This is a genomic window from Pseudomonas sp. LBUM1640 (genome assembly GCF_059716225.1).
This window is the reverse complement of the sequence record NZ_CP166816.1, coordinates 4,426,054-4,450,880: the sequence shown is the minus strand read 5'-3', so window position 1 is coordinate 4,450,880 and position 24,827 is coordinate 4,426,054. Positions and strand designations below refer to the sequence as shown.

Here is a 24,827-nt window from a genome sequence, read left to right as displayed (position 1 = left end):
ACTCCGGCCCGGCTCCGCGGGTCGCCGCGATGGGCCATCCCTGGCCCAGCGCGGCTAAACCGGCATCCCTGCCGGTTTACCCGCTCCACCGTGCCTACGTGCGGCCATCGTGGTTAACGGGGCCTGTCAGATCAAAATCAAGATCAAAAGCAAGAGCACGGCGGCCTAGTAGCCGACCTGAGTGGTTGAAGCAAAAGCAGGGCAACAGCACAGCAAAAACAGATCAGAAGCAGAGCTGCTTTTTTGTGGGAGCTGGCTTGCCTGCGATGCAGACACCTCGGTACATCAGGCATAACCAGTTGATGCCTTCGCAGCGGTTCGGCGGTCCGACAAGCCAGCTCCCACATTTGACCGGGTACACACATCTACCAGCTGTACTGAGCTCAAAATGTGGGAGCGGGCTTGCTCGCGAATGCGGTGGGCCATTCACCAATGCACAAACTGACACACCGCCATCGGGAGCAAGCCCCTCCCACAATTCAACTGAGTTCAGTTTCCAAAAACAGGTCGGCTGTCAGGCCGCCTCGTCTTTGCTTTTGATCTAACCACTCAGGTCGGCTACTAGGCCGCCGTGCTCTTGCTTTTGATTTTGATCTTGATCTTAGGCGCCCCGTTAAACCACGCTGGCCGAACGCAGGCTTTGGAGCGGGGGTAAACCGGCAGGACGCCGGTTTAGCCGCGCTGGGCCAGGGATGGCCCATCGCGGCGGCCCCCGCTCCAAAGCCTGCGTGAGGGCACACCGAGCCGGAGGCGAGGTGCCGAGTGGTGGGGCAAGAGCCCTTTTGGTTACTTTTGGGGCTCTTTTCCAAAAGTGACCCGCTGTAAGAGCGGAACCAATTTCAGCCATCACCTAAATAACGGATATGTACCCAGCGGCCCAGCGGCCCCGCGTTCAGGCAGCGGCTTTAGCAGGTTTCAAGCACTCAATAGACCGATCCACCGTAGCCTTGGCAACCTCCAACAAATGCCACACCGCCAGAATTCTCTCCCGCTGCGGGCTCGCCAGCATCTCACCACAATCCAGCGCAGTGGCCGAAGCACTGTGCAGCAAACTGGCGGTATAGAGCAGCGCGTCTTCGAAGCTCAAGTCTTCTCTAACGCTGTGAGCACCGTCAGAGGGCAGGTAATGATCGATCGCGCGGTTGAACGCAGCACGGTCTTTTGCGGGATTGAGCGGGGGATTGGGCGTAACTTTTTTCATGGTAAAGCTCCAACTGGTAAGTAAGGAGCCGAACCCTTTGCGACTAAACGAAGGGTGGCGGCTGTACGCAGGTTAGTCGACCGGCCAGTTGAACCCCGGCGCACCCGAAGGTGCCCTGCGCACAGCCGCCATGAACATGGCGACAGCTTGCGCAAACTGGAGTCCGGGCGACTAAACCCGATCACTGATGAGCAGTGACGGACCGCAGACTAGCCACCGATTCCAGCAGGCACAAGGCGGCAGGGATTGTCTAGGAAACGTCCTTCAATTAAAAGAGACACAGCTTGCTGGCCCTTTACAAACCATGACCAAACGCCACTAACCCCAAGGCGCACAATGTTCAAGCAGCCCAGGGAGTGAACCTTTCTCAGGCGTGAAATGTAGTCGCACATTCAGTGGGAACCACCTTCGATGTCACAACCAACGAAGAGACAGCTATCACCGATAGCTCGGTGAACCCGTTCGGACGCCGCAAGACGTTGATCAAGAAGGTGCATATGACCCTGTCTGTTGGTAATTCTCAGCCTCAAGGATTTTCTCACTACATTCATAAAAACAACCACGCCAATAAGCCGACGTTCACCTTTGATGCGAACCCCGTTCGCACAGTGTCTACACACTCGCCAAAGCCCCCGGCAGTGCCAGGTGAACTCAACGTGTCGAACCTGCCTTTGCGCGGGGAAACCATGGCTGCGCACGATCATCGCTCAGCCATGGGGATCTACTACGACAACCCCATCTTGAGCCGAGGAATACTCTCGGCGAGTTGGGACAGGAGCGCGCAAGGTCAGGCGCGCAGGGCAACATTGATTGATAACCTGAAGGAACAGGTGGGTGACTTCAGCTCCGACAATACTGACCCTCAATCGCGTGCTGACGCCATGTTTCGCTTGGCACGCGTGGTTAATTACATTGATAACGATGCAGGCGTAGAAAGGGTCGGAAGCGCTCGGGTTGGGGATGGTTTTTTGGACACTATCGGCTCCTACTATTCTTCTTCCGAGGCGGGGCGCCTGGAGGCGTTCGGTAGGCAGGGTTATCACGCGCTGGAGAGTTTTTTCGACGGCCGAGTGATGGGTGACCGGCGTACGGTGGAAGAAATTACAGCGGGCCCTTTGTTCAAGGGGCTTCGCGCGGCCTTGAGTGATGACGAACTGATCACCTTCAAGGCGCGAATAGGCGGGGATTGGGAGCGTGCCTCTCTCTCCCCTTTCGTCAGAGCCGATCTTGCTGCTAGTGCAGAGCGAGTGCTGCAAATCATTGACAGAAAAGGTGGCAAAGAATCGACCCCCGATAACGGCCGGATAGATGGACTGTCAAGATGGGTTCCCTTGCTCCCTGAAGCGTTTCTATCGAGCTACCATTACACGCGGCCGGGCTCTGAAGCGGACCGGGTAGGACAGTTCGCACAGAAAGGTTTTTCGGCTTTGCACCAGAAGTAACAACGCTCTACGGGCGGTGGCTTTGGTAGTCACCGTTGTGCAACAACGGCAACACCTGCGCGCCCACCAGCGCCGTGCCCGCGCCGCCACGCACCAACCCCATGCCCGCCCACGGGTTGGCCGACACTCCCAGCTCCCGCGCACCACGGGCACGGCCTTGCATCAGTTGGGGCTGGCGGCTCTGCCCGACGGACTCATGCGCGGCCATCTGCCGCTGCGCCTGGTCGATGGCATCCTTGGGGATTTCTTCCAGCAACCATGAGATTAACCAGGGCCATTTGTCGGATTATTTTCCGATTTTTTGTGGGGATGACCTTTGTCCTACAAAAAGTCTGTGCGTTAGAACTCATAGGCTGTTGTTGCTTGGTAATTCGTAACGTATTAATTTTATAAAAAATAGATAATGTTATCTAATCTGAAAATGGGTTTTGCATTTTGTGCAATTATTGGTCTTCTGAAATTCTTGAGTGAAACTTCCTGTTGGTAGTGGTTAAAGTTCCTACAGGAGATATTTGTAGGTGTTGCGTTTTTTATGGGGTGAGCTAGGGTGTTTTTATTGCTCATTTGCTTTGGGGATTTCAGGTGTGTTTTTTCTGCTCTTAATGGCTGGGAAGGTTTTGATTTAATAAGTGCTCTAGAGGTTTTCAATTATCGATGTTTCTCTCCCGGCTAGGAAGAATGGTCCCATTTCCGTGAGGTGAATAATGAACCTGTATCTCGTGTTAAGACCGGTTGTACTGGCTGTGTTACTTGTGAAGGAGCAATTAAAAGAGCCTGTCGCACTATTTTGGACAGTGATCTCTCCTGTGGTCACCTACTATTTGATCACGTACACAAGGGCACCAGTGAGTGAGGCGGCGACCGATTACTTGTCCAGTACCTCATGGTTTTATGCGTTTGTGTCATCAAGTGTAGCGTTGTTTGGCTTGGCGTTTTATATAGTGGGTCGCAGGGAAAGTGGTTTTCTACGTTCTTTCGTTTATACCAGGCATACGAAAATTATTTTTCTGGTTGGGCAGTTTTTTGCCTATTCAGTTGTGTCGATAGTGTATTGCTCTGTTTTCTATGTGCTTACGCGCAATCCTTTCGGTGTTGCGGGTCTTTCCGAGTACTTCATTATCGTCGTGCGATTTTATGTCTGCTTTCTTCTTTTCTCTATACCTTCATTGTTGCTGACGCTGGTCCCTCTGGGATTTCAGAATGCCAGTACTGTTTTTTCCATGTCGTCCCTGGGGATGTTAGCGTTGGGAGTCGTCAGTATAGGTTCCCCCAGTCCATTACTGGCTAGCCTCAGTTTCTTTAATCCGATGTGGTGGGCGAATAGGGTGATGTTAATAGGGTTGGCGGAATGCTGGCCCGTTGTTGTGATGGTTGTCGTGCTGCTGATGCTTTTGTTGTCAGTGATGTGTCGATTTTTAATCATTAACCCAGTGTGGAGTCGTTATTAATGGCGCGGCTTATCATAGACTCAATTAATGTCAGGTATGCGAGTCATACCGTGTTCCATAATGCTTCGCTGGGAGTGGAGGCGGGGTCAATCTCGGGCCTGCTAGGTCCTAACGGTTCCGGCAAAACCACCTTTTTTGATGTGATTTGTGGCCTTAAGAAAATGAATGGAGGTGAGATAAACAGCTCTTTTTCCAAGCTACTTTATCTGTCGCAAATTATCAGCACCCCCCCTGTATTTCGCATGTTCGATATTTTCAAAATGGTCATGCTTTTTTGCTCTGAAACAAAGGTCACCCAACAGCATGCGCTCGATAAAATCGAAAAATGGAGCCCAGGTGTCGCACAGCGATACTGTGAAATCTGGAACAAAAAGTCGTCTCTCTGCAGCTACGGGGAAAAACGTTGGTTTTTCACCTTGTCCCTGCTCAGCGCCAACGCGGACTTTGTGATTCTGGATGAGCCCACTGCTGGCGTAGATCCCGAATTTCGCTACCACATCTGGAGGTGTCTGGAGGGCGCGGCGGCGGAGGGGGTTGCAGTGTTGGTTTCATCTCACAACGTTGATGAAATTGTTGCGCATTGCGATGACTTTTACATGCTCAGTCAGCAGCGTTTCAAGCGCTTCACGGATGCGCAGGGCTTCATGAACGCTTATGGTGCTAACAGTCTGGATGAAGCGTTTATTCACGCGGCAAGCCTGCCAAGCATTTAAAGCCGGCTTTGTCAGGCGCGGTCATTTACCCATCGGCACAAACGCCACGCTGCCACTCGTACGCTTCTGAAACAACCGCTCGCCATTGTCTGGCTGGGTGGTGATCACCTGATGGTCTGCGCCCAGGTACGCCAGCGGCGTCGGGTCGTCCTTGGAGTACTGCGCGACGATAATGGTGTGCTGCGGGTCGAAGCCCTGGCCGCTGGTTTTCTGCAGCCAGGCCATTAGCGCAGCGCTGTTGCCCTGGCGGGGGAAGTCCTGGGTTTCGCTCACGTAGTAGAACGGCTTGCCGCCATTTTGAAGGTACATGGGCAGCTTGTTGTCGACTTCCACCAGTACCATCTGCCACTGATTCCACGGCGCGCTTTTGATGGCTTCGGCTTGCACATCCTCGGCGAAGCGGGTGACACCGCCGTTGCCGGTGGTCCAGGGGTAGACCACACCGAGTACCAGCAGCAACGCGCCTGCGGTAAGGCCGAAACCTTTTTGCCAGCGTGGCCAACTGGCCGGTTTTTTCTGCAGGCGCTCACTCAGCCACCAGGCAGCCAGCAACTGGGCGAAAGGCACCAAGGGCAACACGTAATAGCTGCGGCGGCTGCCACTGGCGGTGAAGAACACAAACAGCAGGCCCAGGCCCCATACCAGCCAGCGCACGTTAGGGGGCGTGTGGCGCCAGTGGCGCAGCGCCAACCACACACCGAGCAGCCAGCACGGCGCCCATGGCAGGGTGTAGGCGGGCAGGTAAATCAGGTATGTGTAGATCGGCCCCATGTGGTCGAAGGGGTCGAAGAAGCGCACCACGTTTTCCTTGAATACCAGTTCAAGCCCGCTCTCGCCGTAAGTGGGTGCCCCATACAGGTGGGAGAGCACGAAGGGGATCGAATAGAACGCCGCCGCAATCAGCATCGCCGCCAACAGGCGCAGGTTGAGGTGACGCTTGTAGCGGTGTTCGCTGAGCAGGTGCGGCAACAACACCAAGCCCGGCAATACGAAGCCGATCAAGCCTTTGAACAACGAGGTTGCCGCCAGCAGCAGGAAAAACACCGTGTAGCGCCCCAGCCGTGTGTCATCCGGCCCGCGCCAATACCACCACACTGCGGCGAGTACGCCACACACGGTCAGCACATCGGCGGTGGCCACGCGCGCCCAGAACAGAAAGTAGAAGGTGGTGGCCAGCATCCAGCCGGCGATCAGCCCGGTGCCTTTGCGAAACAGGCGTTCGCCGATCAGGTACACCAGCCAAATGCTCAGCCAGGCCGCAATCACCGACGACAAGCGCAGCGACCACGGGCCGAGCCCACCCAGCAGGTTGGCGAAGCCGGTGATCAGCCAGTAGGAGGGCAGGGGTTTGTCGTAGTAGGGCGCGCCTTTGAGGTAGGGGTCGAAGTAATCACCGCTCTGCAACATCTGCAAGGCGATGTTGGCCCAGCGGGTTTCCGGCCCCCACAAGTCGCGACTGCCCAGGCCCAGCAGCAGGAGTAGCGCCGAGACGCCCAGCAGCAACACCAGGGCGCCGCGTTCGGTTTTCCAGAAGCTCATGGGCGGTTCTCACGGCAGGCGCAACGTTAAGGAAGCTTCGGGTAGATGATCAGTAGCAGGGCGCCCTTGCGATAACGTTTGCCGCCCGGTGGCAGTTGCCCTTCTTCGCGATGTTCACTGGTGCTCCTGACGCGCATCAGCACACCGACCGAGCCTTGCTGGCGCGCATCGGCGAGCCACGACTGCACGCTGTCCAGATCAACCTTGCGGTGTACCGAGTCCGCATACTTGAGGCCATAGCGCAGTTCGCCCTGGGTGTCATAAAACGCCACTTCAGGGCGGCGAAGGCGCCAGGACAAGGCCGATGCCGAGCCCAGCTCATTGCTGATCAGAGCATGGGTTTGTTGCAGTTCATCCATGTGTTCAAGCACGAACTGGTCGGGCATTTCGGTGTCGGTGATCATCTGCGGCATACCGGCCGGCAACAGCGCTACCAGCAAGCCAATGCCCAAGGCCGGCATTGCCCATAATGTCAGCGGGCGAATCGCTTGCAGCAGGTTGGCGAGGATCCAGACCAACAACACGATAAAGGCCAGCGACAGGCTGAACATCTCGGCGTGGCTGTTGCCGTACATCGGGTTGCTGATTTGCAAGTAGATCAACCCCACCATCGCCACCAGGCCGATGACGAAATTGACCACGCCGTTGATAAGGATCGCGCGCGTTTTGCCGTGTTTGATCAGGTCGATCAACGCATGGCCCATCAGCAACGCCAAGGGCAGCAGGCACGGCATGATGTAGGTGGGCAGCTTGCCGTTGCTCAGGCTGAAAAAGCCCAGGGGCAGCAGCAGCCACAAGGCCAGGAACACAATCGCCGGTTGGCGTTTGTCTTTCCAGGCCTTGAGCGCTGTGCTTGGCAATAGCGCCGCCCACGGCAGGCATGCCACGACCATGATCGGCAGGAAGAACCACCAGGCCCGCGCATGCTGGGCATTATCGGAGGAGAAGCGGCGGATATGCTCGTGCCAGAAGAAGAAGCGCCAGTAGTCCGGTTCCTGCAGATGAATCGCCCATACCCACGGCAGGCACAGCAGCAGTGCTACGCCAATCGCTATCGGACCGTAGCGCAGCAACTCACCCAGACGCCGCTGCCAGAGCATGTACGGCACGGCGATCAGCACGGGCAACAGCCAGGCCAGAAACCCCTTGGTCATAAAACCCATGGCGCAGGCCACGCCGAGCATTGCCCAGGCGCCCAGCCGGCAACGTGATGTGCGGCTGTCCAGCGCAAACCACAGCGCGACCAGGCTGAGGTTGACCCACAAGGTGAATTGCGGATCGAGGTTGGAGTAACCCGCTTGCCCGGCCACCAGCCCAAAGCTCATGTAGAGCAGGGCGCAGGCGAAGCTCTTGCGTGGGTCGTTCCATAGGCGGCGCGCGATGAGGTAGGCCAGCACCACGCTCAGGCCGGTGGTCAAGGCCGAGGCGATGCGCACGCCGAACAGGTTTTCACCAAACACCGCCTGGCCGAGGGCAATCAGCCAATAGCCAGCGGCGGGTTTTTCGAAATAGCGCACACCCATGAAATGCGGTGCGACCCAGTTGCCGCTCAGGAGCATTTCCTGGCTGATTTGGGCGTAGCGGGTTTCATCCGGAATCCACAAACCGTGCAGGCCCATGGGCAATAGATAAAACACGGCAAAGGCCAGTAACAATAAAGGTAGCGGTTTCAAACGGGTCATGAAAACGTCGCTCCTTGACGTTTAGTGGCTGAGTAGTGGTGTAAGCAAGTAGCAATTGAAAGAATCACAAAGTTCACTAAGTCGATGAAAGTATTCATGACGTCCAAAAATAGCGGGTGCATCGAAACATGCCAGAACAGGCCTGTCGTATTCCTGAACATGCGTGGTGATATATGTAAAAAACTGTTAAAGCTTCTTCAGTACGGCGGCCCAGGCCTGGCTGTTCATGATGCCCAGCGTCTCGAACTTGCCGTTTGCTTTTACCCGTATGAACAGGGCACTGCCGTACTCGGGGAACGCCGCGCGGGGGAAACCCAAGGTGGATTCAAAGTCGGCGATGCAGCCACTGTGGGTGACGAATACCAGGTTGCGCCCAGGCTGTTTATGGCTGACCAGTTCGTCGCCCATGGCTTTGCCGCAGATGGCCTGCTGGCCGGAGGTCAACTCGGTTTTTCCAAACATGAATTGCGAGGTCTGGGCCGTACGGATGGCGGGGCTGGCGAGCACGTCGCTGCCATCCATGCCCAGTTTGATAAAGGCTTTGCCCAGCGCTTGTGCGCGTTGGGTGCCGACGATGGTCAGGCCTTCAGGTGAGCCGAAGCAAGGGTTTGCCGAGCGGTCGCAGCGCTCTTCATGGCGTACCAGCACGATCAAATCGCCATCGTGCCAGCTGGGTAAAACCTGCGAGGTCAGTAAGCGATTGCCGATGCCCAGGTCACGCGGCGATGACGGCCACAGCAGGAAACCACTGAGCAGTAAGGCGATGACGATAAGGCCCGCTCCCCACTTTCGCAGCCGCTTGATAGAGGCCCGGCGCGAGCGCGGTTTGGTCAGGGTAAGGTCAACCACATCATTCACCATGGGCACTGTCGAGGCAGTGTTTTATTCAAGTAGGCGCAATGCATGACGAATGCCCGTCGTGGAGTAAGAGACTGTCACAGGGCTGCTGTCTTTTCGCTGAACACGCTGCGGTTAAAAGTTGCCGTGAACGGCAACTAACAAGTTGCCGATCACCGGCACTTGGCGGGCAATTTAGAGAGGCGAGGGTGGGCAAGCAGTGAAATCCATGTGAAAAATTTGCGTGGGGCCGACACTGAGCCGTTATTCTCGTTTGCAGTCCATCAAGCGAGCGTTCTTATGTTGCAGGTGCAAGGTGTGTTTAAAAGCTACGGCACTCCGCAGGGCCCCCTGGCAGTGCTGGCAGGCGTCGACTTGCACTTGGGTGAGCGCGCCAGCCTGGCGCTGATGGGCGAGTCGGGCAGCGGCAAGAGCACGTTGCTGCACTTGGTGGCCGGGCTTGATCGGGTGGACGGCGGCAGCATCCAGGTCGGCGAGCAGCGCCTGGATCAACTGAGCGAGGCGCAACTGGCGCACTGGCGGCGTACCGAAATCGGCCTGGTGTTCCAGCAGTTCAACCTGATCGGCAGTTTGCGTGTCGACGACAACCTGGCCTTCCAGGCACGCCTGGCGGGGCGCTTTGACCCGCAGTGGCAGGCACAGTTGGTGGAGCGCCTGGGGCTGGGCGACTTGCTCAAGCGTTATCCCGAGCAACTGTCCGGCGGCCAGCAGCAACGGGTCGCGGTGGGGCGCGCATTGGCGTCGCGCCCCGGCTTGTTGCTGGCCGACGAACCCACCGGCAATCTCGACGAAGCCACCAGTGATGAAGTGCTGCAACTGCTGTTGGACCTGTTGCGCGACAGCCCCACCAGCCTGTTGATGGTCACCCACAGCCCGCGCATCGCCGCACGCCTGGACCAACAGGTGGTGTTGCATCGCGGGCGCGTCGTGCCTGCGGACGCCCGCTGAGATGGCAGTGTTTTATTGGGCGTTGCGTGCGCTGTTGAGCCATTGGCGGCGGCATCCGGTACAGTTTTTCAGTGTGCTGACGGGCCTGTGGCTGGCCACCGCGCTGTTGACCGGCGTGCAGGCGCTCAACAGCCAGGCGCGGGACAGTTATGCGCGCGCCAGCCAATTGATCGGCGGTGAGCCGCAAGCCAGCCTCAGTGCACCGGACGGCGCCAGCTTTCCCCAGGCCTTGTTTGCCCAGTTGCGCCGCGCCGGTTGGCCGGTGTCGCCGGTGGTGCAGGGGCGGTTGCTGCTCAAGGGGCATGCAGACCAACGCCTGCAACTGATGGGCATCGACCCGCTGTCGTTGCCCGGTGACGGCGCGGTGGCGGGGCAGCGGTTGAGCCAGGCGCAAATGCTGGCATTTTTTAATCCGCCAGGGCGTACCTGGATCGCGCCACAAACCTTGTCGGCCCTGGGGTTGCACGTAGGCGAGCAACCGCTGACCGAGGGCGGGCTGGCCTTGCCGCCGTTGCAGGTTCAGCAGGACATGGCCCCCGGCGTGTTGCTGACCGATATCGGCTTTGCGCAACCCTTGCTGGGCATGCCCGAGCGCCTGTCACGCCTGCTGCTGGACAAGGCCTTCGCTGCCACGCATCCCACGCCACCTGCAGCGCTGCAACTCAAGCAGGGCGAGGACAACAACCTCGCGCGCCTCACCGAAAGCTTTCACCTGAACCTCGACGCGCTGGGCTTTTTGTCGTTTGTGGTGGGGCTGTTTATCGTTCACGCCGCCATCGGCCTGGCGCTCGAGCAACGTCGCGGGCTGCTGCGCACCTTGCGCGCTTGCGGGGTCAGCGCGCGCATGCTGATCCTCAGTTTAGGCGTGGAACTTGGCGTGTTGTCGTTGCTCGGCGGCGTGCTCGGCGTGGCCAGCGGTTACCTGCTGGCCAGCCTGCTGCTGCCGGATGTGGCCGCCAGCTTGCGCGGCCTGTATGGCGCCGATGTGCCAGGCCAATTAAGCCTCAGCCCGTGGTGGTGGATGGCCGGGCTGGGCCTGAGCCTGCTGGGCGCGTTGCTCGCCGGCGGCAGCAGCCTGTGGCGGGCGGCGCGCTTGCCGCTGCTGGCGCTGGCCAATGCCCAGGCCTGGCATGAAGCGCACGGGCGCTGGTTGCGACGCCAGGGTTGGGTGGCAGCGACTGCGTTGGTGATCGCTTTGCTGGCGCTGTGGCTGGGCGACAGTCTGGCCGCTGGTTTTGTGCTGATGGCGGCCTTGCTGCTGGGCGCGGCGCTTGGCTTGCCGGTGGTGCTCAACGGCTTGCTGACGGCAGTGCTCGGGCGCAGCCGTTCGGTGCTGGGCCAGTGGTTTCTGGCCGACTGCCGCCAACAGTTGCCGGCCTTGAGCCTGGCGTTGATGGCGTTGCTGTTGGCGCTGGCGGCGAATATCGGCGCGGGCTCAATGACGTCGGGCTTCCGCCAGACCTTTAATAACTGGCTGGAACAGCGCCTCACTGCCGAGCTGTACCTCAACCCGCAAACCCCGGCCCAGGCTGAGCAACTCACTACGTGGTTGGCGCAGCAGCCCTTGGTGCAGGCCGTGCTGCCGACCTGGCAGGTCGCCGTGCAATTGCAGGGCTGGCCGGCGGATGTATTCGGTGTGGTCGACGACCCCACCTATCGCCAGCATTGGCCATTGCTGACCGCGGCGAGCGCGCCCTGGGACCAGTTGCTGCAAGGCGACACGGTGATGCTCAGCGAGCAATTGGCGCGACGCTTGAAAGTGCGCGTGGGCGATGCGCTTGCTGTCCCGACGCCGCAGGGTATGTGGTCGCCCAAGGTGGTCGGGATTTACGCCGACTACGGCAACCCCAAAGGCCATCTGCTGGTCAATTCGCAACACCTGCTGGCGCACTGGCCGGCCCTGGCCCCGGCCCGCTTTAACCTGCGGGTGTTGCCGCCGAATGTGCCAGCGCTGGTGCGTGAGGTGCAGCGCGTGTTTGCATTGGAAGACAGTCGCATCGTCGACCAACAGCAACTCAAAGGTTGGTCGAGCCAGGTATTTGAACGCACCTTTGCCGCCACTGCGGCCTTGAACAGCCTTACCCTCGGCGTCGCCGGCGTGGCGTTGTTTATCAGCCTGCTGACCCAAAGCCAAAGCCGCCTGGGCCAACTCGCGCCGCTGTGGGCGCTGGGCGTGACGCGACGGCAACTGATGTTGCTCAACCTGGGGCAGACCTGGCTGCTGGCGGTGCTGACTCTGGTGCTGGCATTGCCGTTGGGCTTGCTGCTGGCGTGGTGCCTGGACGCGGTGATCAACGTGCAGGCCTTCGGCTGGCGCCTGCCGTTGCAGGTGTTCCCGTGGCAACTGGCGCAATTGTTGGGGTTGGCGCTATTGGCCACGTTGTTGGCCTCGGCCTGGCCGTTGTGGCAGTTATACCGCAGTCGCCCGGCGGATTTGCTGAGGACGTTTGCCAATGAAGATTAAAGCGCTCGTATGGGCGGCCTTGTTGCTACTGACGGCGTGTGACCAAGCGCCTGCGCCGCCAGAAAGTTTCGCGGGCTTGGGCAGCGATGCGGCGGACTTTGCCCAGGTGCTGCCCGGCAAAGTGTTCAGCTTTCCCGAGGACCATGGCCCCCATGACGGTTTTCGCATCGAATGGTGGTACGTCACCGCCAACCTCAAGGACGCGCAAGGCAATGTGTTCGGCGTGCAATGGACACTGTTTCGCAATGCCTTGAAGGCCGGGCCGACGCAGCCGGGCTGGCACGACTCAACCGTTTGGCTCGGCCACGCCGCCGTGACGTCGGCCACCCAGCATTACGCCGCTGAACGCTATGCCCGTGGCGGGGTTGGCCAGGCGGGTGCCCAGGCGCTGCCGTTCAATGCGTGGATCGACGACTGGAGTTTCGCGACTCGCCCCGGCGCTGCGAGCGCCTTGGCGGATATGCAACTCAAGGCCGCAGGAGCGCAGTTCGCCTACGATTTGCACCTGACGTCCAGCCGGCCGCTGGTGCTGCAAGGCGACAACGGCTACAGCCGCAAATCCGATCAGGGCCAGGCGTCTTACTACTACAGCCAGCCATTTTTTACCGCGACGGGCAGCGTCAGCATCGACGGCACGACCTACCAGGTCAGCGGCCCCGCCTGGCTTGACCGCGAATGGAGCAGCCAGCCCCTGGCGGCCAGTCAAACTGGCTGGGACTGGTTCTCGCTGCACCTGGACCGTGGCGAGCAATTGATGCTGTTTCGTGTCCGGCAAAAAGACGGCGCGGGATACCTCACCGGCACGTGGATTGATCAACAGGGCCGCACGCAGACGTTGCACAACGCCGATATCCAGCTTGCGCCCTTGGCCACCACTGACATTGACGGGCGCAGTATTCCTACACGCTGGTCGCTGAAAATTCCTGGCAAACAGTTGGATATCACTACCCAGGCCGTCAACCCAAAGGCGTGGATGAACCTGAGTATTCCGTACTGGGAAGGGCCGGTGCAGTTTGAGGGTGGCGTGGGTTATCTGGAGATGACCGGGTATTAACGCGCTTTTTTGTAGGCAATCGAGCGGTTGCCGTATTTTTCGAGGGGCATTTTTTTAAAAAAATAACTGTACATGCATACAGCTATATCCTACATTCCATCCCAGGTGACCGGATGTCACCGATCACCTGAGCTTCAATTTTTTAACTATGGATGGATAAAAAATGAAACCTGCAAAAGCCCTTATGCTGGGCGCGGCCATGATGGCCTCCTGCTTTATTTCGGCCTCTGCCCTGGCCGAGCAAACCCTTCCCAAACTCACCCCCGGCACCGTCAACCAGACCTTGATTGACGCGCTGAAACCTGGCGGCACACTGACGCCTGTGCCGATCTCGGACGAGCTGCTGAAAAAGCTGCTGGACGCCAAGAATGGCAAGGTAAAACCCGCCTCCAAAGCGGCCAAATCCGCACCGTTCAACACCGCCGTCGGCGAGCTGAAAAAGCCGAGCCAGGCCAACCTGAAAAGTGCCGCAGTCGCCGCCTTTGAGCCGTTGTTCCCAACCCTGGATATCAACACCCTCTACACCATCGACCAAGTGCAAACGGGCCAGGAGTTTCCATACCACTTCAACCTGCCGCAAAACGCTCGTGTATTGGTGCAGTTGATCAACCAGAGCGCCGGCGCCGATATGTCGCTGAGCCTGTTCCGCGATGACGGCCAAGGCAACCCGCAACTGGTCGATACCTCCGACAGCCCAGGCAACGCCGATGAATACCTGGGCGGCATCCTGCCGGCGGGGGATTACTACTGGTTCATGGTGGCCAAGACCGCGAGCAACGCGCAGTTCAGTTTCGGCGTGGCGGTGGACACCAACATCGATGCCTATGAACCCAATGACACGCCGCAAACCGCCTTTGCGCTGCCGGACTCGATGAACAAGGTGACCGGCAACCTCGACAACGCCAATGACGTCGATTACTTCGACTTCAAGGCGGTGCGTGGCCAAAGCGTGAGCATGTACCTGGCGGGCGATGAGAATGGCAGCCGCAACCAGTGGCTCTTCGACCGCTTCGATGGCACTGACTGGATCACCGTGCCGGCCGGTTCTACGTCGACCTATCCGAGCGTCGCGCCGGGCACTACCGTCAAGGTGCGCGTACGTGCCAACCCGGCTGTGGCACAGGACCCGACCAAGCAATACGCATTGAGCCTGGGCTCTACGCCGCGGTTGAACACCTCGCAGGTGAAGGGTGACAACATCGTGCGGGTGCCGGCATCGATATTCTGGATGGCGACCCAGGCCGGCCGGACGTTGAACTGGAGCACCAACTGGTCCGACTCCACCGGCGCGCCGCTGTTGGGGGTCACGCCAATCCTGCGTGTCGACAAGCGCTTTGAAGGCGCCGAGTTCCACTGGACCGACTTCAAGGCCAGCACCAACAGTGCGGGCACGTCCCAGGCCAGTGCCGCGCTCGGTGAATGCTTCGGCGAATACCGCGTGCAGTACCCGGACAGCAGCACCGGCGTGAAGTACAACTGGGAGACCACCTTTAACTTCGGCGGCTGGCGTATCGAGCTGGACGAGTTCCCGGGTGTGGGAGTTGGCGGCGACAATGTGCAGTATGTGACCTTTGGGCACATCTGCACCCAAGACATCATCCACTGATCCATTGCCGCAGGCATGAAGGGGCAGTCCATCCGGGCTGCCCCTTTTTTATGTGCGCCAGGCATGGCGCGTTGCGCGAAGCGCAACCAGCTTGGCTGTGGTGGCCTCGCTGGTGACTTGGAGGTGCAAGTCCTCTACACACCCGGCAAGGGGAAGTGTTAGCCAGAGGCAAGGGTGTCGCGGGTGACTGCGAATCTGAAGGAAGCCCGAGGCAAAATGCTGGCCTGACGAACAGGAAGCGGATAGAGGCGGCGTAGCGGGGTAAGACGGCATAAATCGTTAAAGCCCAATACTTGCACGGAACGCTACGACGTATATCCGACAGGCATAAGCAGGAAGGTCGCGCGAATTACCCTGGGAGATCTGTAGGTTTGCCACTGTGCTACCGGCGTCGAGAGGCGACGGGATGAGCCTGCAGAAGTCAGCCGAGGCCGTAGTAAGTGGCGAAAAAAAAAACCACGCCACCAAGGGCCGAACAGGTTATGCCGCCAGTAGGCGTCAGAGTCTCGTCGAATGTCGAAAAAGCAGAAATCTCTCCACAAGAGGGCTGTAACCCCAAGTCCCGGACGGAATCCGAGGCTTGCGGCTGACAGTGCGCAGACATCGGCGGCGTCTGTGACGTGGACGAACGCGGAGCCGGACACGCTGATGGCGCGGGTGCTTGCACCCGCCAACCTCAAGCGTGCGTATCAACGCGTAGTCAGCAACAAGGGCGCACCGGGTGCCGATGGCATGACGGTCGACCAGTTGGCGGGCCACGTGAAACAGTATTGGCCGACCCTCAAGGCAAGGCTGCTGGCCGGCGAGTATCACCCGCAAGGTGTACGCGCTGTCGAAATTCCCAAACCTAAGGGTGGAACACGCCAATTGGGCATTCCTAATGTCGTGGATCGCCTGATCCAGCAGGCGCTGCTGCAACAGCTCTCGCCGATCTTCGACCCTCTATTCTCGGACTACAGCTACGGTTTTCGTCCGGGCAGAAGCGCCCACCAAGCCATCGAAACAGCCCGTGACCATGTTGCAGCGGGTTACCGCTGGTGCGTGGAACTTGATCTTGAGAAGTTCTTTGATCGAGTGAATCACGACGTGTTGATGGCCAAAGTTGAGCGTCATGTCGAAGACAAACGCGTACTCAGACTGATCCGCCGTTACCTTGAAGCGGGAGTTATGTCGGGCGGGATCGCCAGCCGACGGCAGGAAGGGACGCCGCAAGGCGGCCCGCTCTCGCCGTTGCTGTCGAACATCCTGCTCAACGAACTCGACCGGGAGTTGGAGCGGCGGGGCCATCGCTTCGTTCGTTATGCCGACGATGCGAACATTTATGTACGTAGTCTCCGTGCAGGCGAACGAGTGCTGGCAGGAGTTGAGCGTTTCTTGAATCAGCGTCTGAAGCTGACGTTGAATCGGGAAAAGAGCCGCGTGGCACGGCCGTGGGTCTGTGATTATTTGGGTTACGGGATGAGCTGGCATCAACAGCCGAGGCTAAGAGTGGCAACGATGAGCCTGGGCCGCTTGCGTGATCGACTCAGAGTTCTTCTGCGCGGAGCGCGGGGTTGCAAGATGGTCAGGACTATCGAGCGAATAAACCCTGTTTTGCGCGGTTGGGCGGGCTACTTCAAGCTGAGTCAGGGCAAAAGGGCCCTCGAAAAGTTGGACGGCTGGGTGCGGCATAAACTTCGGTGTGTCTTGTGGCGCCAATGGAAACGGCCCTCCACGAGGGCGCGTAACCTAATACGCTTGGGGCTCACTGAAGATCGCGCCTGTAAATCTGCCTTTAACGGTCGAGGCCCATGGTGGAACTCGGGAGCGTCACACATGAATCAGGCGTTGCCGAAGAAACTGTGGGACAGACTCGGGCTGGTCTCAATACTGGACACGATAAACCGGCTTAACCGCATAACCTGAACCGCCGTATACGGAACCGTACGTACGGTGGTGTGAGAGGACGGCGGATGTGAATCTGATCTGGCCTAATGAAATTGGACACATCAATAGGGCGCTATGATGGCGCCCAAATCTAAGGTGTGCATGATGATGCGAAAGTCCTATTCCAGCGAGTTTAAGCTCAATGCAGCAAGCATGGTGCTCGATCAAGATCAGCCTGTTCCCGAGGTCTGTGCCAACCTCGATATCGGCCCTACAGCCTTGCGCCGATGGGTTGAGCAGGTCAGGAAAGAACGTACAGGCTCAACGCTAGCTGGCACAAAGGCCATTACCGCCGACCAAAAACAAATACAGGGACTCAAAGCTCTGCTCAGGCAGAAAGAAAGGGATATCGAAATCCTAAAAAAGGCCAGTGTTCTCCTGCTTTTGGACTCCAAAGATCATTCCCTCTGATCAGCGAGCTAGGCGAACAGTATGGCATTTCGGATTGCTGCCGAGTGTTTGAAGTCAACCGCAGCAGCTACTACGCCTGGCGTCAGCGCCAGGGGAAAACCAACCCGGAGCGCGAAGCGCTCAAAGTTGTGCTGATCAAGTTCCACAAAGCCTCAAAAGGTTCAGCCGGCGCCCGAACGCTCGCCAAGGATATGCAGGGTGTAGAGCATAAAGTTGGACGCTACATGGCTAGTCGTTTGATGAAGGAAGCCGGGATCTCCAGCAGCCAACGCAGACCCCATAAGTACAAATCGTCGGGCGCTGAGTCGCTGATAGCTGAGAACGTGCTGGACCGTGAGTTTTATGTGGCGGATATCAACAAAGTCTGGTGCGCAGATATCACCTACATCCAGATAGGTAAACGCTGGCTCTATTTCTCCGTGGTTTTGGATCTATTTGCACGACGGGTGGTGGGATGGTCTTACTCATTGGTCGCCGATGCGACTCTAGCAAGTGTATCGCTGCGCATGGCCGTTGAGCTGAGAGGGCAACCGAAAGGCGTGCTGTTTCACTCAGACCAGGGATGCCAATACACCAGTCATAAATTCAGGGACGAACTGATGGCCCATGAGCTAAAGCAAAGCATGAGTCGAAAAGGCCAATGTTGGGATAACGCCCCGATGGAGCGCTTCTTTGGCAGTTTGAAATCCGAATGGGTCCCTGAAGACGGTTACGATTCAGAGTTCGAGGCCCGTGTTGATATCAACCGATATGTGGCGCGCTACAACAATGTAAGGCGCCACAGCTACAACGGATATCACTCGCCGGCAGCGGCAGAAAAGATGGCCGCTTGAGAACCGAAAAGAATGTCCAAAATTACTGGACCAGATCAATCCGCCTCCTACTCTATTCGAGCGTTTTATTCGCGGGCCAGCGCGAGCTTCAAGGGCAGGCGCGCCATGCTCGTGCTCTGCAACGAGCCCAGGTACAACCAGTCGCCATATTCCCGCGCGGTGGTGATGGGCGAGTAATTGCCCGCGCTGGCGTCCTGCAAGTTGGCGATGACCTTGCCGTCGGTGTCCAGCCCCAGCACGAAAGCTTTGCGCTCGATGGGCTTGGGCACCACCATCAGCGCCCGCACCATCACCTTGCGCATCAGCGGATAGCCGGCGAACCCATCCAGCAAGGGGTTGCGCGGCGAATACAGCGCGACCCAAAAGCGTTCGTTGCCGTTGAAGCTGAGGTTATCCGGCAGGCCTGGCAGGTTGTCGATAAACAGGTCGTGGCTGCCGGTGCGCTCGCCTTTGAGCCAGTAGCGGCTGATGCGGTAAGCGCCGGTTTCATTTACCAGCACATAGTTTTCATCCGGGCCGAGCGCCACGCCATTGGCGAATTGCAGACGGTCCAACAACACTTCGGTGGTGCGGTTTTTAAAGTCGTAGCGCAACAGCCGGCCATCGCCGCCATGCTCTATTACCGCTTCGCCATCCTGGCCGTAGCCCCAGCGGCTCGATGCGTCACTGAAATAGGCAAAACGCCCGCCGGCGTCGATGGTCACGTCATTGGTAAAACCAAACGGCAGGCCGTTCGCGCTGCTGCTCAACGGCGTGAGTTGGCGATTGGCCTCCAGTGCGAGCAAGCCCTTGACGCCATCGGCAATGATCAAGCGCCCATCTGGGTGCAGCGCCAGGCCGAGCGGGCGCCCGCCCGTATTGGCGAGTACTTCCAGAGTGTGGCTGTCGGGCGATGTGCGGATGATGCGCCCGTCTTGCAAGCCGCTGACCAGAAAGCCCTGGGCATCCAACAACAAGGCCTCGGGCCCGGCGATGTCCGGCGGGCCAATGCGTTGCACAGCCTTGAGCCGTTGGTTCTCGGCGTAGGCGCCGTCTCTCAGCGAGGGCGCCTTGGGCGGGGCCCAATTCACCGGTTGTACCTGGGTGGGCATCAGCAGCAGAAAGGCAATCAGCGCAAGTGACAGAACAAACAGCCAATGACGAAGATTTTTGCGGCGGTGTCTCATGACTATTCCTGATTGTCGTGGGCGTTCGGTTCCCAGTGCAGGGTGCCGAACAGGTAATCCATCAGCGGTAGGACGATATTGAAATTGCGCCCCTGCATCAGCTCGCGGCGGTGATGCAGGGCGTGCAGTTGGTGCATCTGGCGAATCCATGGCAGGCGGGCCACGGGGTGGTTGGCGGGCAGGTGTTCGCAGGCGTGGAACACTTCGTAGAGCAGGTAGCCGAGGATCATGCACCCGGCAAACAGCCCGGCGATGTTGGGGCTCAGTTGGGTGAGCAACCACCAGGCGGGCAGGGTGATGGCCAGGCTGTGCAGCACGATCAGCCAGGCGGGGAACAGGATCACGCGCCAGTCACGAGGGCTGTCGTAGGTCATGTGGCCGGGCGTGAAGAAACTATGGTGGTCGCCGGTGTGGCGCGCATAGAACAGCCGGGCGAGGGTGTGTTTGTGATGGCCGAGGTGGCGGTGGACGAGGTAGATGCACAGGTTGAAGAACACCAGTGTCAGCGGCACGGTCAGCCACTGGACTGGGGTGATGTGCTCGGTGGAAGACCCGGCCAGGGTGATGCAGAAAATGCCGTAGCCGAGGACGAAACAGGCGTGGAGCCCTGGGTTGTAATGGCGGCTTATGGCCGCGCGGTAATGGTCGCGAAAGGTTTCGGTAGGGTGTGCCATGGCCGCAAGCTCGGTATTTTTTTGTTGGAGGCTGAGCTTAGTTGGTAGTGGGGAATGTGCGAGTTTTTGCGCAGTACACAAATCAAATGTGGGAGGGGGTTTGCTCCCGATAGCAGAGGGTCAGTCAATACATCCATGGCTGACGTACCGCTATCGGGGGCAAGCCCCCTCCCACATTTGGACTGCGGCCGACCAATGGCCTCTTGCGCAGCCCCAATTTACTTGCTAGCTTCTCGCAAAATGTTAACGATAACATTTGCTCTAAAAATAAAAACAAAACAGAGAACCACGCCATGAAAATGCTCCCGAAAACCCTGTGTTTACTGGCTGTCAGCATCACCCTCGGCACCGCGGCTCCAGCCTTTGCCGACGCCGCCAAACCCATCCGTATCGGCGCCTCCTTCCAGGAAATCAACAACCCCTATTTCGTCACCATGAAAAACGCCCTGGAAGAAGCCGGCGCGACCATCGGTGCCAAACTGATCATCACTGACGCCCGCCACGACGTGTCCAAGCAGGTCAGTGACGTCGAAGACATGCTGCAAAAAGGCATCGATATCCTGCTGATCAACCCCACCGACTCGGTCGGCGTGCAATCGGCGGTCAAATCCGCCCACGCCGCCGGTGTCGTGGTGGTCGCGGTAGACGCCCAGGCTGACGGCCCGCTGGACTCCTTCGTCGGTTCGAAGAACTTCGACGCCGGCTTCCAGGCCTGTGAATACCTGGCCAGGAACATCGGCGACAAAGGCAACATCGCGATCCTCGACGGCATCGCCGTGGTGCCGATCCTTGAGCGTGTGCGCGGCTGCAAAGAGGCCGTGGCCAAGCACCCGGACATCAAGATCGTGAGCATTCAGAACGGCAAGCAGGAGCGTGACCAGGCGCTGACCGTCACCGAAAACATGCTGCAGGCCCAGCCCACGCTCAAGGGCATTTTCAGCGTGAATGACAACGGCTCCCTTGGCGCCCTGTCGGCCATCGAAGCCAGTGGCCTGGACGTGAAACTGGTCAGCGTCGACGGCGCACCGGAAGCGATCAAGGCGATCCAGAAGCCCGGCAGCAAGTTCATCGCCACCTCAGCCCAATACCCGCGCGACCAGATCCGCCTGGCCCTGGGCATCGCCCTGGCCAAGAAGTGGGGCTCGCAAGTGCCCGCCACGATCCCGGTGGACATTACCTTGATCGACCAGGCCAAGGCCAAGGACTTCAGCTGGTAAATCGCCCAGGCCCCACGTAACCCGTGGGGCTTGAGGTCTCCTTCTGAATACGAGGTCGGCGGTATGAGCAGTCTTCTGAAGCTGGAAAATATCTGTAAGCGTTACCCGGGCGTACAGGCCCTCAAGGCCATCAACCTGCAAGTGGAACGCGGCGAAATTCATGCTTTGCTCGGCGAAAATGGCGCGGGCAAGTCAACCCTGATGAAAATCCTCGGCGGCGTCGAGCATCAGGACGAAGGGCAAATCCTGATCGACGGCCAGGCGCAGCAGTTCGCAACCTACCGCGATGCAATTGCCGCCGGTATCGGCATCGTGTTCCAGGAATTCAGCCTGATTCCCTACCTCACGGCGGTAGAAAATATCTTCCTCGGCCATGAACTGAGCAACCGCTTCGGCCTGCTGCGCAAGCGCGAGATGGTCGAGGCATCCGAGGCGTTGTTCAAGCGTTTGGGCGTGAGCATCGACCTGCAATGCGCGGTCAAGCACCTGAGCGTGGCCGAGCAGCAGTTTGTCGAAATCGCCAAGGCGCTGGCCCTGGATGCACGCTTGCTGGTGCTCGATGAGCCGACCGCCACGCTGACGCCCAGCGAAGCCGAGCTGCTGTTCGAGATCATGCGCGAGCTCAAGCGCCAAGGCGTGGCGGTGATTTTTATCTCCCACCACCTGGAGGAGATTTTCCAGGTCTGCGACCGCATCAGCGTATTGCGTGACGGCGGTAATGTCGGCGTGACCAATGTGGCCGACAGCGACATCGACCGCCTGGTCGAGATGATGGTTGGTCGGCGCCTGGAAAGCAGTTTTCCACCTAAGCCGACCACAGCGCGCGGCCCGCTGTTACTGGAGGTCAAGGACATCCAATTGGTGCGCAACGGCCCGCACAACAGCTTCCAACTGCACAAAGGCGAGATTCTCGGCTTTGCCGGGCTGGTCGGCTCAGGCCGCACCGAGCTGGCGCTGGGCATGATGGGCGCGCTGCCGTCGGTGAGCAAAGAGGTGTGGCTGCGCGGTGTGAAAGTCACCCTCGACGACCCGGCGCAAGCCCTGGCCCATGGCATCGGCTTGCTGCCGGAAAGCCGCAAGAGCGAAGGGCTGATCACCGACTTCAGCATTCGCGAAAACATCTCCCTGAACAACCTGCCCAAGTACCAGAACGCCTCCGGGCTGATCGACAAGGCCAAGGAGTGCGCCAGCGTCGAAGAGCTGATGCGCCAGCTGTCGATCAAAGCGCCCAGCGGCGAAAGCCGGGTGTTCAACCTCAGCGGCGGCAACCAGCAAAAGGTCGTGATCGCGCGCTGGATCAACCACCACTGCGACGTGCTGGTGTTCGACGAACCCACGCGCGGCATCGACGTCGGCGCCAAGGCGCAGATCTACGCCCTCATGCGCAGGCTTACCGAACAGGGCTACGCGATCATCATGATTTCCTCCGAACTGCCCGAAGTCATCGGCATGTGCGACCGCGTCGCCGTGTTCCACAAGGGCGCCATCGTCAAGCTGCTCGAAGCGTCCGCCGTCAACCCACAAGAGGTCATGCGCCATGCAACAGGGGGCTCAAGTGAATATGTCCATTAACCCCGGCGACACCGGCCGGCTGCGCCTGAGCCTGGCGCGGCTGGTGCGCTCGCCGGCGTTTTACCCTTTTGTCGGGCTGGTGGTGGTAACCCTGGTGATGATCCTCGCCAGCGACACCTTCCTGACTACCAGCAACCTGTCGAACATCGCCCGTCAGGTGTCGATCAACGCCATTATCGCGGTGGGCATGACCTGCGTGATTCTCACCGGCGGCATCGACTTGTCGGTAGGCCCGGTGATGGCGTTGTCCGGCACCTTGACGGCCGGGTTGATGGTCGCCGGCCTGCCGCCAGGCCTGGCGATTGGCGCCGGGATGCTGATCGGCGTGGCCTTCGGCATCGGCAACGGGCTGTTCGTTGCCTACCTGCACATGCCGCCGATCATCGTCACCCTGGCGACCATGGGCATCGCCCGTGGCCTGGGCCTGATGTACACCGACGGCTACCCGATTTCCGGGTTGCCGGAGTGGTTCGGCTTCTTCGGCCGCCAAAGCCTGTTCGGCATCGAAGTGCCGATCCTGATCATGCTGGTCACCTACTTTGCCGCCTATGTGTTGCTGCAACACACGCGCATCGGCCGCTACATCTACGCCATCGGCGGCAATGAAGAAGCGGTGCGCTTGTCTGGCGTGCGCGCGGCGCGCTTCAAGTTGCTGGTGTACGGCATCAGCGGGCTGACGGCGGCCATTGCCGGGCTGGTGCTGACCTCACGCTTGATGAGCGGCCAGCCGAATGCCGGCGTGTCGTTCGAGCTGGATGCGATTGCTGCGGTGGTACTCGGCGGCGCCTCGATTGCCGGCGGGCGCGGGGTCATTGTCGGCACCTTGCTCGGCGCGATGCTGCTCGGCGTATTGAACAACGGCCTGAACATGCTCGGCGTTTCGCCCTACGTCCAAAGCGTGATCAAGGGCGCGATCATTTTGCTGGCGATTTTCATCAGCCGTCAGCGCCATAAATAAACTCCTACAAGCCTACAAGAAAGGACCGAACACCATGGACAAGCACACCGAAATGCAAGCCGTCGTCTGCCACGGCCCGAAAGACTACCGCCTGGAGCGCATCGGTAAACCCAAGGCGCGCCCCAATGAACTGGTGATCCGCATCGCCGCCTGCGGCATCTGCGCCAGTGACTGCAAATGCCATTCGGGCGCGGCGATGTTCTGGGGCGGCGACAACCCGTGGGTGAAGGCGCCGGTGGTGCCGGGCCACGAGTTTTTCGGCTACGTGGAGGAAGTGGGCGAGGGCGCCGGCGAGCACTTTGAAGTCGCAGTCGGCGACAAGGTGATTGCCGAGCAGATCGTGCCGTGTGGCAAGTGCCGCTTCTGCAAATCGGGTAAATACTGGATGTGTGAGGTGCACAATATCTTCGGCTTCCAGCGTGAAGTGGCCGAAGGCGGCATGGCCCAGTACATGCGCATTCCCAAGACGGCCATCGTGCACAAGATTCCAGAGTCGGTGTCGCTGGAAGACTCGGCGCTGGTGGAGCCGATGGCGTGCTCGATCCACACCGTCAACCGTGGCGAAATCCAGCTCGATGATGTGGTGGTGATTGCCGGCGCGGGCACCCTTGGCTTGTGCATGGTCCAGGTCGCCGCGCTGAAGACCCCGAAGAAACTGGTGGTGATCGACATGGTCGACGCGCGCCTGGAACTGGCCAAGCAGTTTGGCGCCGACGTGGTGATCAACCCGTCCCGCGACAACGCCCGCGAGATCATCAACGGCCTCACCGATAACTATGGCTGCGACGTGTACATCGAAACCACCGGCGTGCCGGCCGGCGTGACCCAAGGCCTGGACCTGATCCGCAAGCTCGGGCGCTTTGTCGAGTTCAGCGTGTTCGGTGCTGAAACCAGTGTCGACTGGTCGATCATCGGCGACCGCAAGGAGCTCGACGTGCGCGGCGCTCACCTCGGCCCGTATTGCTACCCGATTGCCATCGACCTGTTCGAACGTGGGCTGGTTACCTCCAAGGGCATCGTCACCCATGATTTCCCACTGGATGACTTTGCCGAAGCGTTCGAGCTGGCCAACTCGACCAAGTCAATCAAGGTGCTGTTGAAGCCGGTGGTTTGAA

20 protein-coding genes and 1 pseudogene are annotated in these 24,827 nt (G+C 59.2%); 14 read left to right on the top strand and 7 right to left on the bottom strand.

The window, feature by feature from the left end:
* Positions 1 to 892 precede the first annotated feature (892 nt).
* A complete protein-coding gene (locus ACA065_RS19505) occupies positions 893 to 1,201 on the bottom strand; it encodes a DUF6124 family protein (RefSeq protein ID WP_497691109.1) in 309 nt (102 codons plus the stop codon).
* A gap of 395 nt (positions 1,202 to 1,596) precedes the next feature.
* On the opposite strand from ACA065_RS19505, the gene ACA065_RS19500 reads away from it, so the two are divergent.
* On the top strand, positions 1,597 to 2,643 hold the full coding sequence (locus tag ACA065_RS19500; RefSeq protein ID WP_497691108.1) for a hypothetical protein: 1,047 nt from the start codon (positions 1,597 to 1,599) through the stop codon (positions 2,641 to 2,643).
* 7 nt (positions 2,644 to 2,650) lie between these two features.
* On the opposite strand, the gene ACA065_RS19495 is transcribed toward ACA065_RS19500, so the two are convergent.
* The gene (locus ACA065_RS19495) at positions 2,651 to 2,899 is read right to left on the bottom strand and encodes a hypothetical protein (protein ID WP_497691107.1); all 249 of its coding nucleotides are present in this window, start codon (positions 2,897 to 2,899) and stop codon (positions 2,651 to 2,653) included.
* A 448-nt stretch (positions 2,900 to 3,347) separates the two neighbouring features.
* Here ACA065_RS19495 and ACA065_RS19490 point away from each other — a divergent pair, with 448 nt between their 5' ends.
* Positions 3,348 to 4,091 carry an ABC transporter permease gene (locus tag ACA065_RS19490; protein WP_497691106.1) on the top strand — a complete coding sequence of 248 codons (744 nt, stop codon included), beginning with the start codon at positions 3,348 to 3,350 and terminating at the stop codon, positions 4,089 to 4,091.
* Positions 4,091 to 4,804 carry an AAA family ATPase gene (locus tag ACA065_RS19485; RefSeq protein WP_497691105.1) on the top strand — a complete coding sequence of 238 codons (714 nt, stop codon included), beginning with the start codon at positions 4,091 to 4,093 and terminating at the stop codon, positions 4,802 to 4,804. Before ACA065_RS19490 ends, ACA065_RS19485 begins: the two co-directional genes overlap by 1 nt.
* Before the next feature lie 21 nt (positions 4,805 to 4,825).
* Here the strand turns inward: ACA065_RS19485 and ACA065_RS19480 are convergent, their stop codons facing one another.
* The 3 genes from ACA065_RS19480 to pmrG all read right to left on the bottom strand — a co-directional run bounded on the left by ACA065_RS19480 (position 4,826) and on the right by pmrG (position 8,886).
* Positions 4,826 to 6,343, bottom strand: a complete 1,518-nt coding sequence (locus ACA065_RS19480) for an ArnT family glycosyltransferase (protein ID WP_497691104.1) — start codon at positions 6,341 to 6,343, stop codon at positions 4,826 to 4,828.
* 26 nt (positions 6,344 to 6,369) lie between these two features.
* Positions 6,370 to 8,025: a lipid IV(A) 4-amino-4-deoxy-L-arabinosyltransferase gene (gene arnT / locus ACA065_RS19475; RefSeq protein WP_497691103.1), complete on the bottom strand. Its 1,656-nt coding sequence runs from the start codon at positions 8,023 to 8,025 to the stop codon at positions 6,370 to 6,372.
* Positions 8,026 to 8,211: 186 nt separating this feature from the next.
* Positions 8,212 to 8,886: a lipopolysaccharide core heptose(II)-phosphate phosphatase PmrG gene (gene pmrG / locus ACA065_RS19470; RefSeq protein WP_497691102.1), complete on the bottom strand. Its 675-nt coding sequence runs from the start codon at positions 8,884 to 8,886 to the stop codon at positions 8,212 to 8,214.
* A gap of 276 nt (positions 8,887 to 9,162) precedes the next feature.
* Between pmrG and ACA065_RS19465 the strand changes: the two genes are divergently transcribed.
* From ACA065_RS19465 to ACA065_RS19435, 7 genes and pseudogenes are all read left to right on the top strand, one after another.
* A complete protein-coding gene (locus tag ACA065_RS19465) occupies positions 9,163 to 9,831 on the top strand; it encodes an ABC transporter ATP-binding protein (RefSeq protein ID WP_497691101.1) in 669 nt (222 codons plus the stop codon).
* Position 9,832: 1 nt separating this feature from the next.
* Positions 9,833 to 12,295: an ABC transporter permease gene (locus tag ACA065_RS19460; protein ID WP_497691100.1), complete on the top strand. Its 2,463-nt coding sequence runs from the start codon at positions 9,833 to 9,835 to the stop codon at positions 12,293 to 12,295.
* Complete coding sequence (locus tag ACA065_RS19455) at positions 12,285 to 13,349, top strand: lipocalin-like domain-containing protein (protein WP_497691099.1); 1,065 nt, start codon at positions 12,285 to 12,287, stop codon at positions 13,347 to 13,349. Before ACA065_RS19460 ends, ACA065_RS19455 begins: the two co-directional genes overlap by 11 nt.
* Positions 13,350 to 13,512: 163 nt before the next feature.
* On the top strand, positions 13,513 to 14,955 hold the full coding sequence (locus ACA065_RS19450) for a hypothetical protein (RefSeq protein ID WP_497691098.1): 1,443 nt from the start codon (positions 13,513 to 13,515) through the stop codon (positions 14,953 to 14,955).
* Positions 14,956 to 15,437: 482 nt separating this feature from the next.
* Positions 15,438 to 16,860 (top strand): annotated as a pseudogene (ltrA, locus tag ACA065_RS19445) (group II intron reverse transcriptase/maturase).
* 126 nt (positions 16,861 to 16,986) lie between these two features.
* On the top strand, positions 16,987 to 17,292 hold the full coding sequence (locus tag ACA065_RS19440; protein WP_497690620.1) for a transposase: 306 nt from the start codon (positions 16,987 to 16,989) through the stop codon (positions 17,290 to 17,292).
* Entirely contained in the window at positions 17,289 to 18,125 is an 837-nt protein-coding gene (locus tag ACA065_RS19435; protein ID WP_497695362.1) for an IS3 family transposase, read from the top strand. The genes ACA065_RS19440 and ACA065_RS19435 overlap by 4 nt, the downstream gene beginning before the upstream one ends.
* A gap of 65 nt (positions 18,126 to 18,190) precedes the next feature.
* Here ACA065_RS19435 and ACA065_RS19430 read toward each other — a convergent pair whose 3' ends face one another.
* Both ACA065_RS19430 and ACA065_RS19425 read right to left on the bottom strand, forming a co-directional pair.
* Entirely contained in the window at positions 18,191 to 19,291 is a 1,101-nt protein-coding gene (locus tag ACA065_RS19430) for an SMP-30/gluconolactonase/LRE family protein (RefSeq protein ID WP_497691097.1), read from the bottom strand.
* Positions 19,292 to 19,293: 2 nt separating this feature from the next.
* Positions 19,294 to 19,965, bottom strand: a complete 672-nt coding sequence (locus ACA065_RS19425; protein WP_497691096.1) for a sterol desaturase family protein — start codon at positions 19,963 to 19,965, stop codon at positions 19,294 to 19,296.
* Positions 19,966 to 20,258: 293 nt separating this feature from the next.
* Between ACA065_RS19425 and ACA065_RS19420 the strand changes: the two genes are divergently transcribed.
* The 4 genes from ACA065_RS19420 (at position 20,259) to ACA065_RS19405 (ending at position 24,826) form a co-directional block, all read left to right on the top strand.
* Entirely contained in the window at positions 20,259 to 21,182 is a 924-nt protein-coding gene (locus tag ACA065_RS19420; RefSeq protein WP_497691095.1) for a substrate-binding domain-containing protein, read from the top strand.
* A 63-nt stretch (positions 21,183 to 21,245) separates the two neighbouring features.
* Positions 21,246 to 22,754, top strand: coding sequence for a sugar ABC transporter ATP-binding protein (locus ACA065_RS19415; RefSeq protein WP_497691094.1), 1,509 nt, complete (start codon positions 21,246 to 21,248; stop codon positions 22,752 to 22,754).
* On the top strand, positions 22,720 to 23,712 hold the full coding sequence (locus ACA065_RS19410) for an ABC transporter permease (RefSeq protein WP_497691093.1): 993 nt from the start codon (positions 22,720 to 22,722) through the stop codon (positions 23,710 to 23,712). The genes ACA065_RS19415 and ACA065_RS19410 overlap by 35 nt, the downstream gene beginning before the upstream one ends.
* A gap of 34 nt (positions 23,713 to 23,746) precedes the next feature.
* Complete coding sequence (locus ACA065_RS19405; RefSeq protein ID WP_497691092.1) at positions 23,747 to 24,826, top strand: alcohol dehydrogenase catalytic domain-containing protein; 1,080 nt, start codon at positions 23,747 to 23,749, stop codon at positions 24,824 to 24,826.
* Position 24,827: the final 1 nt, after the last annotated feature.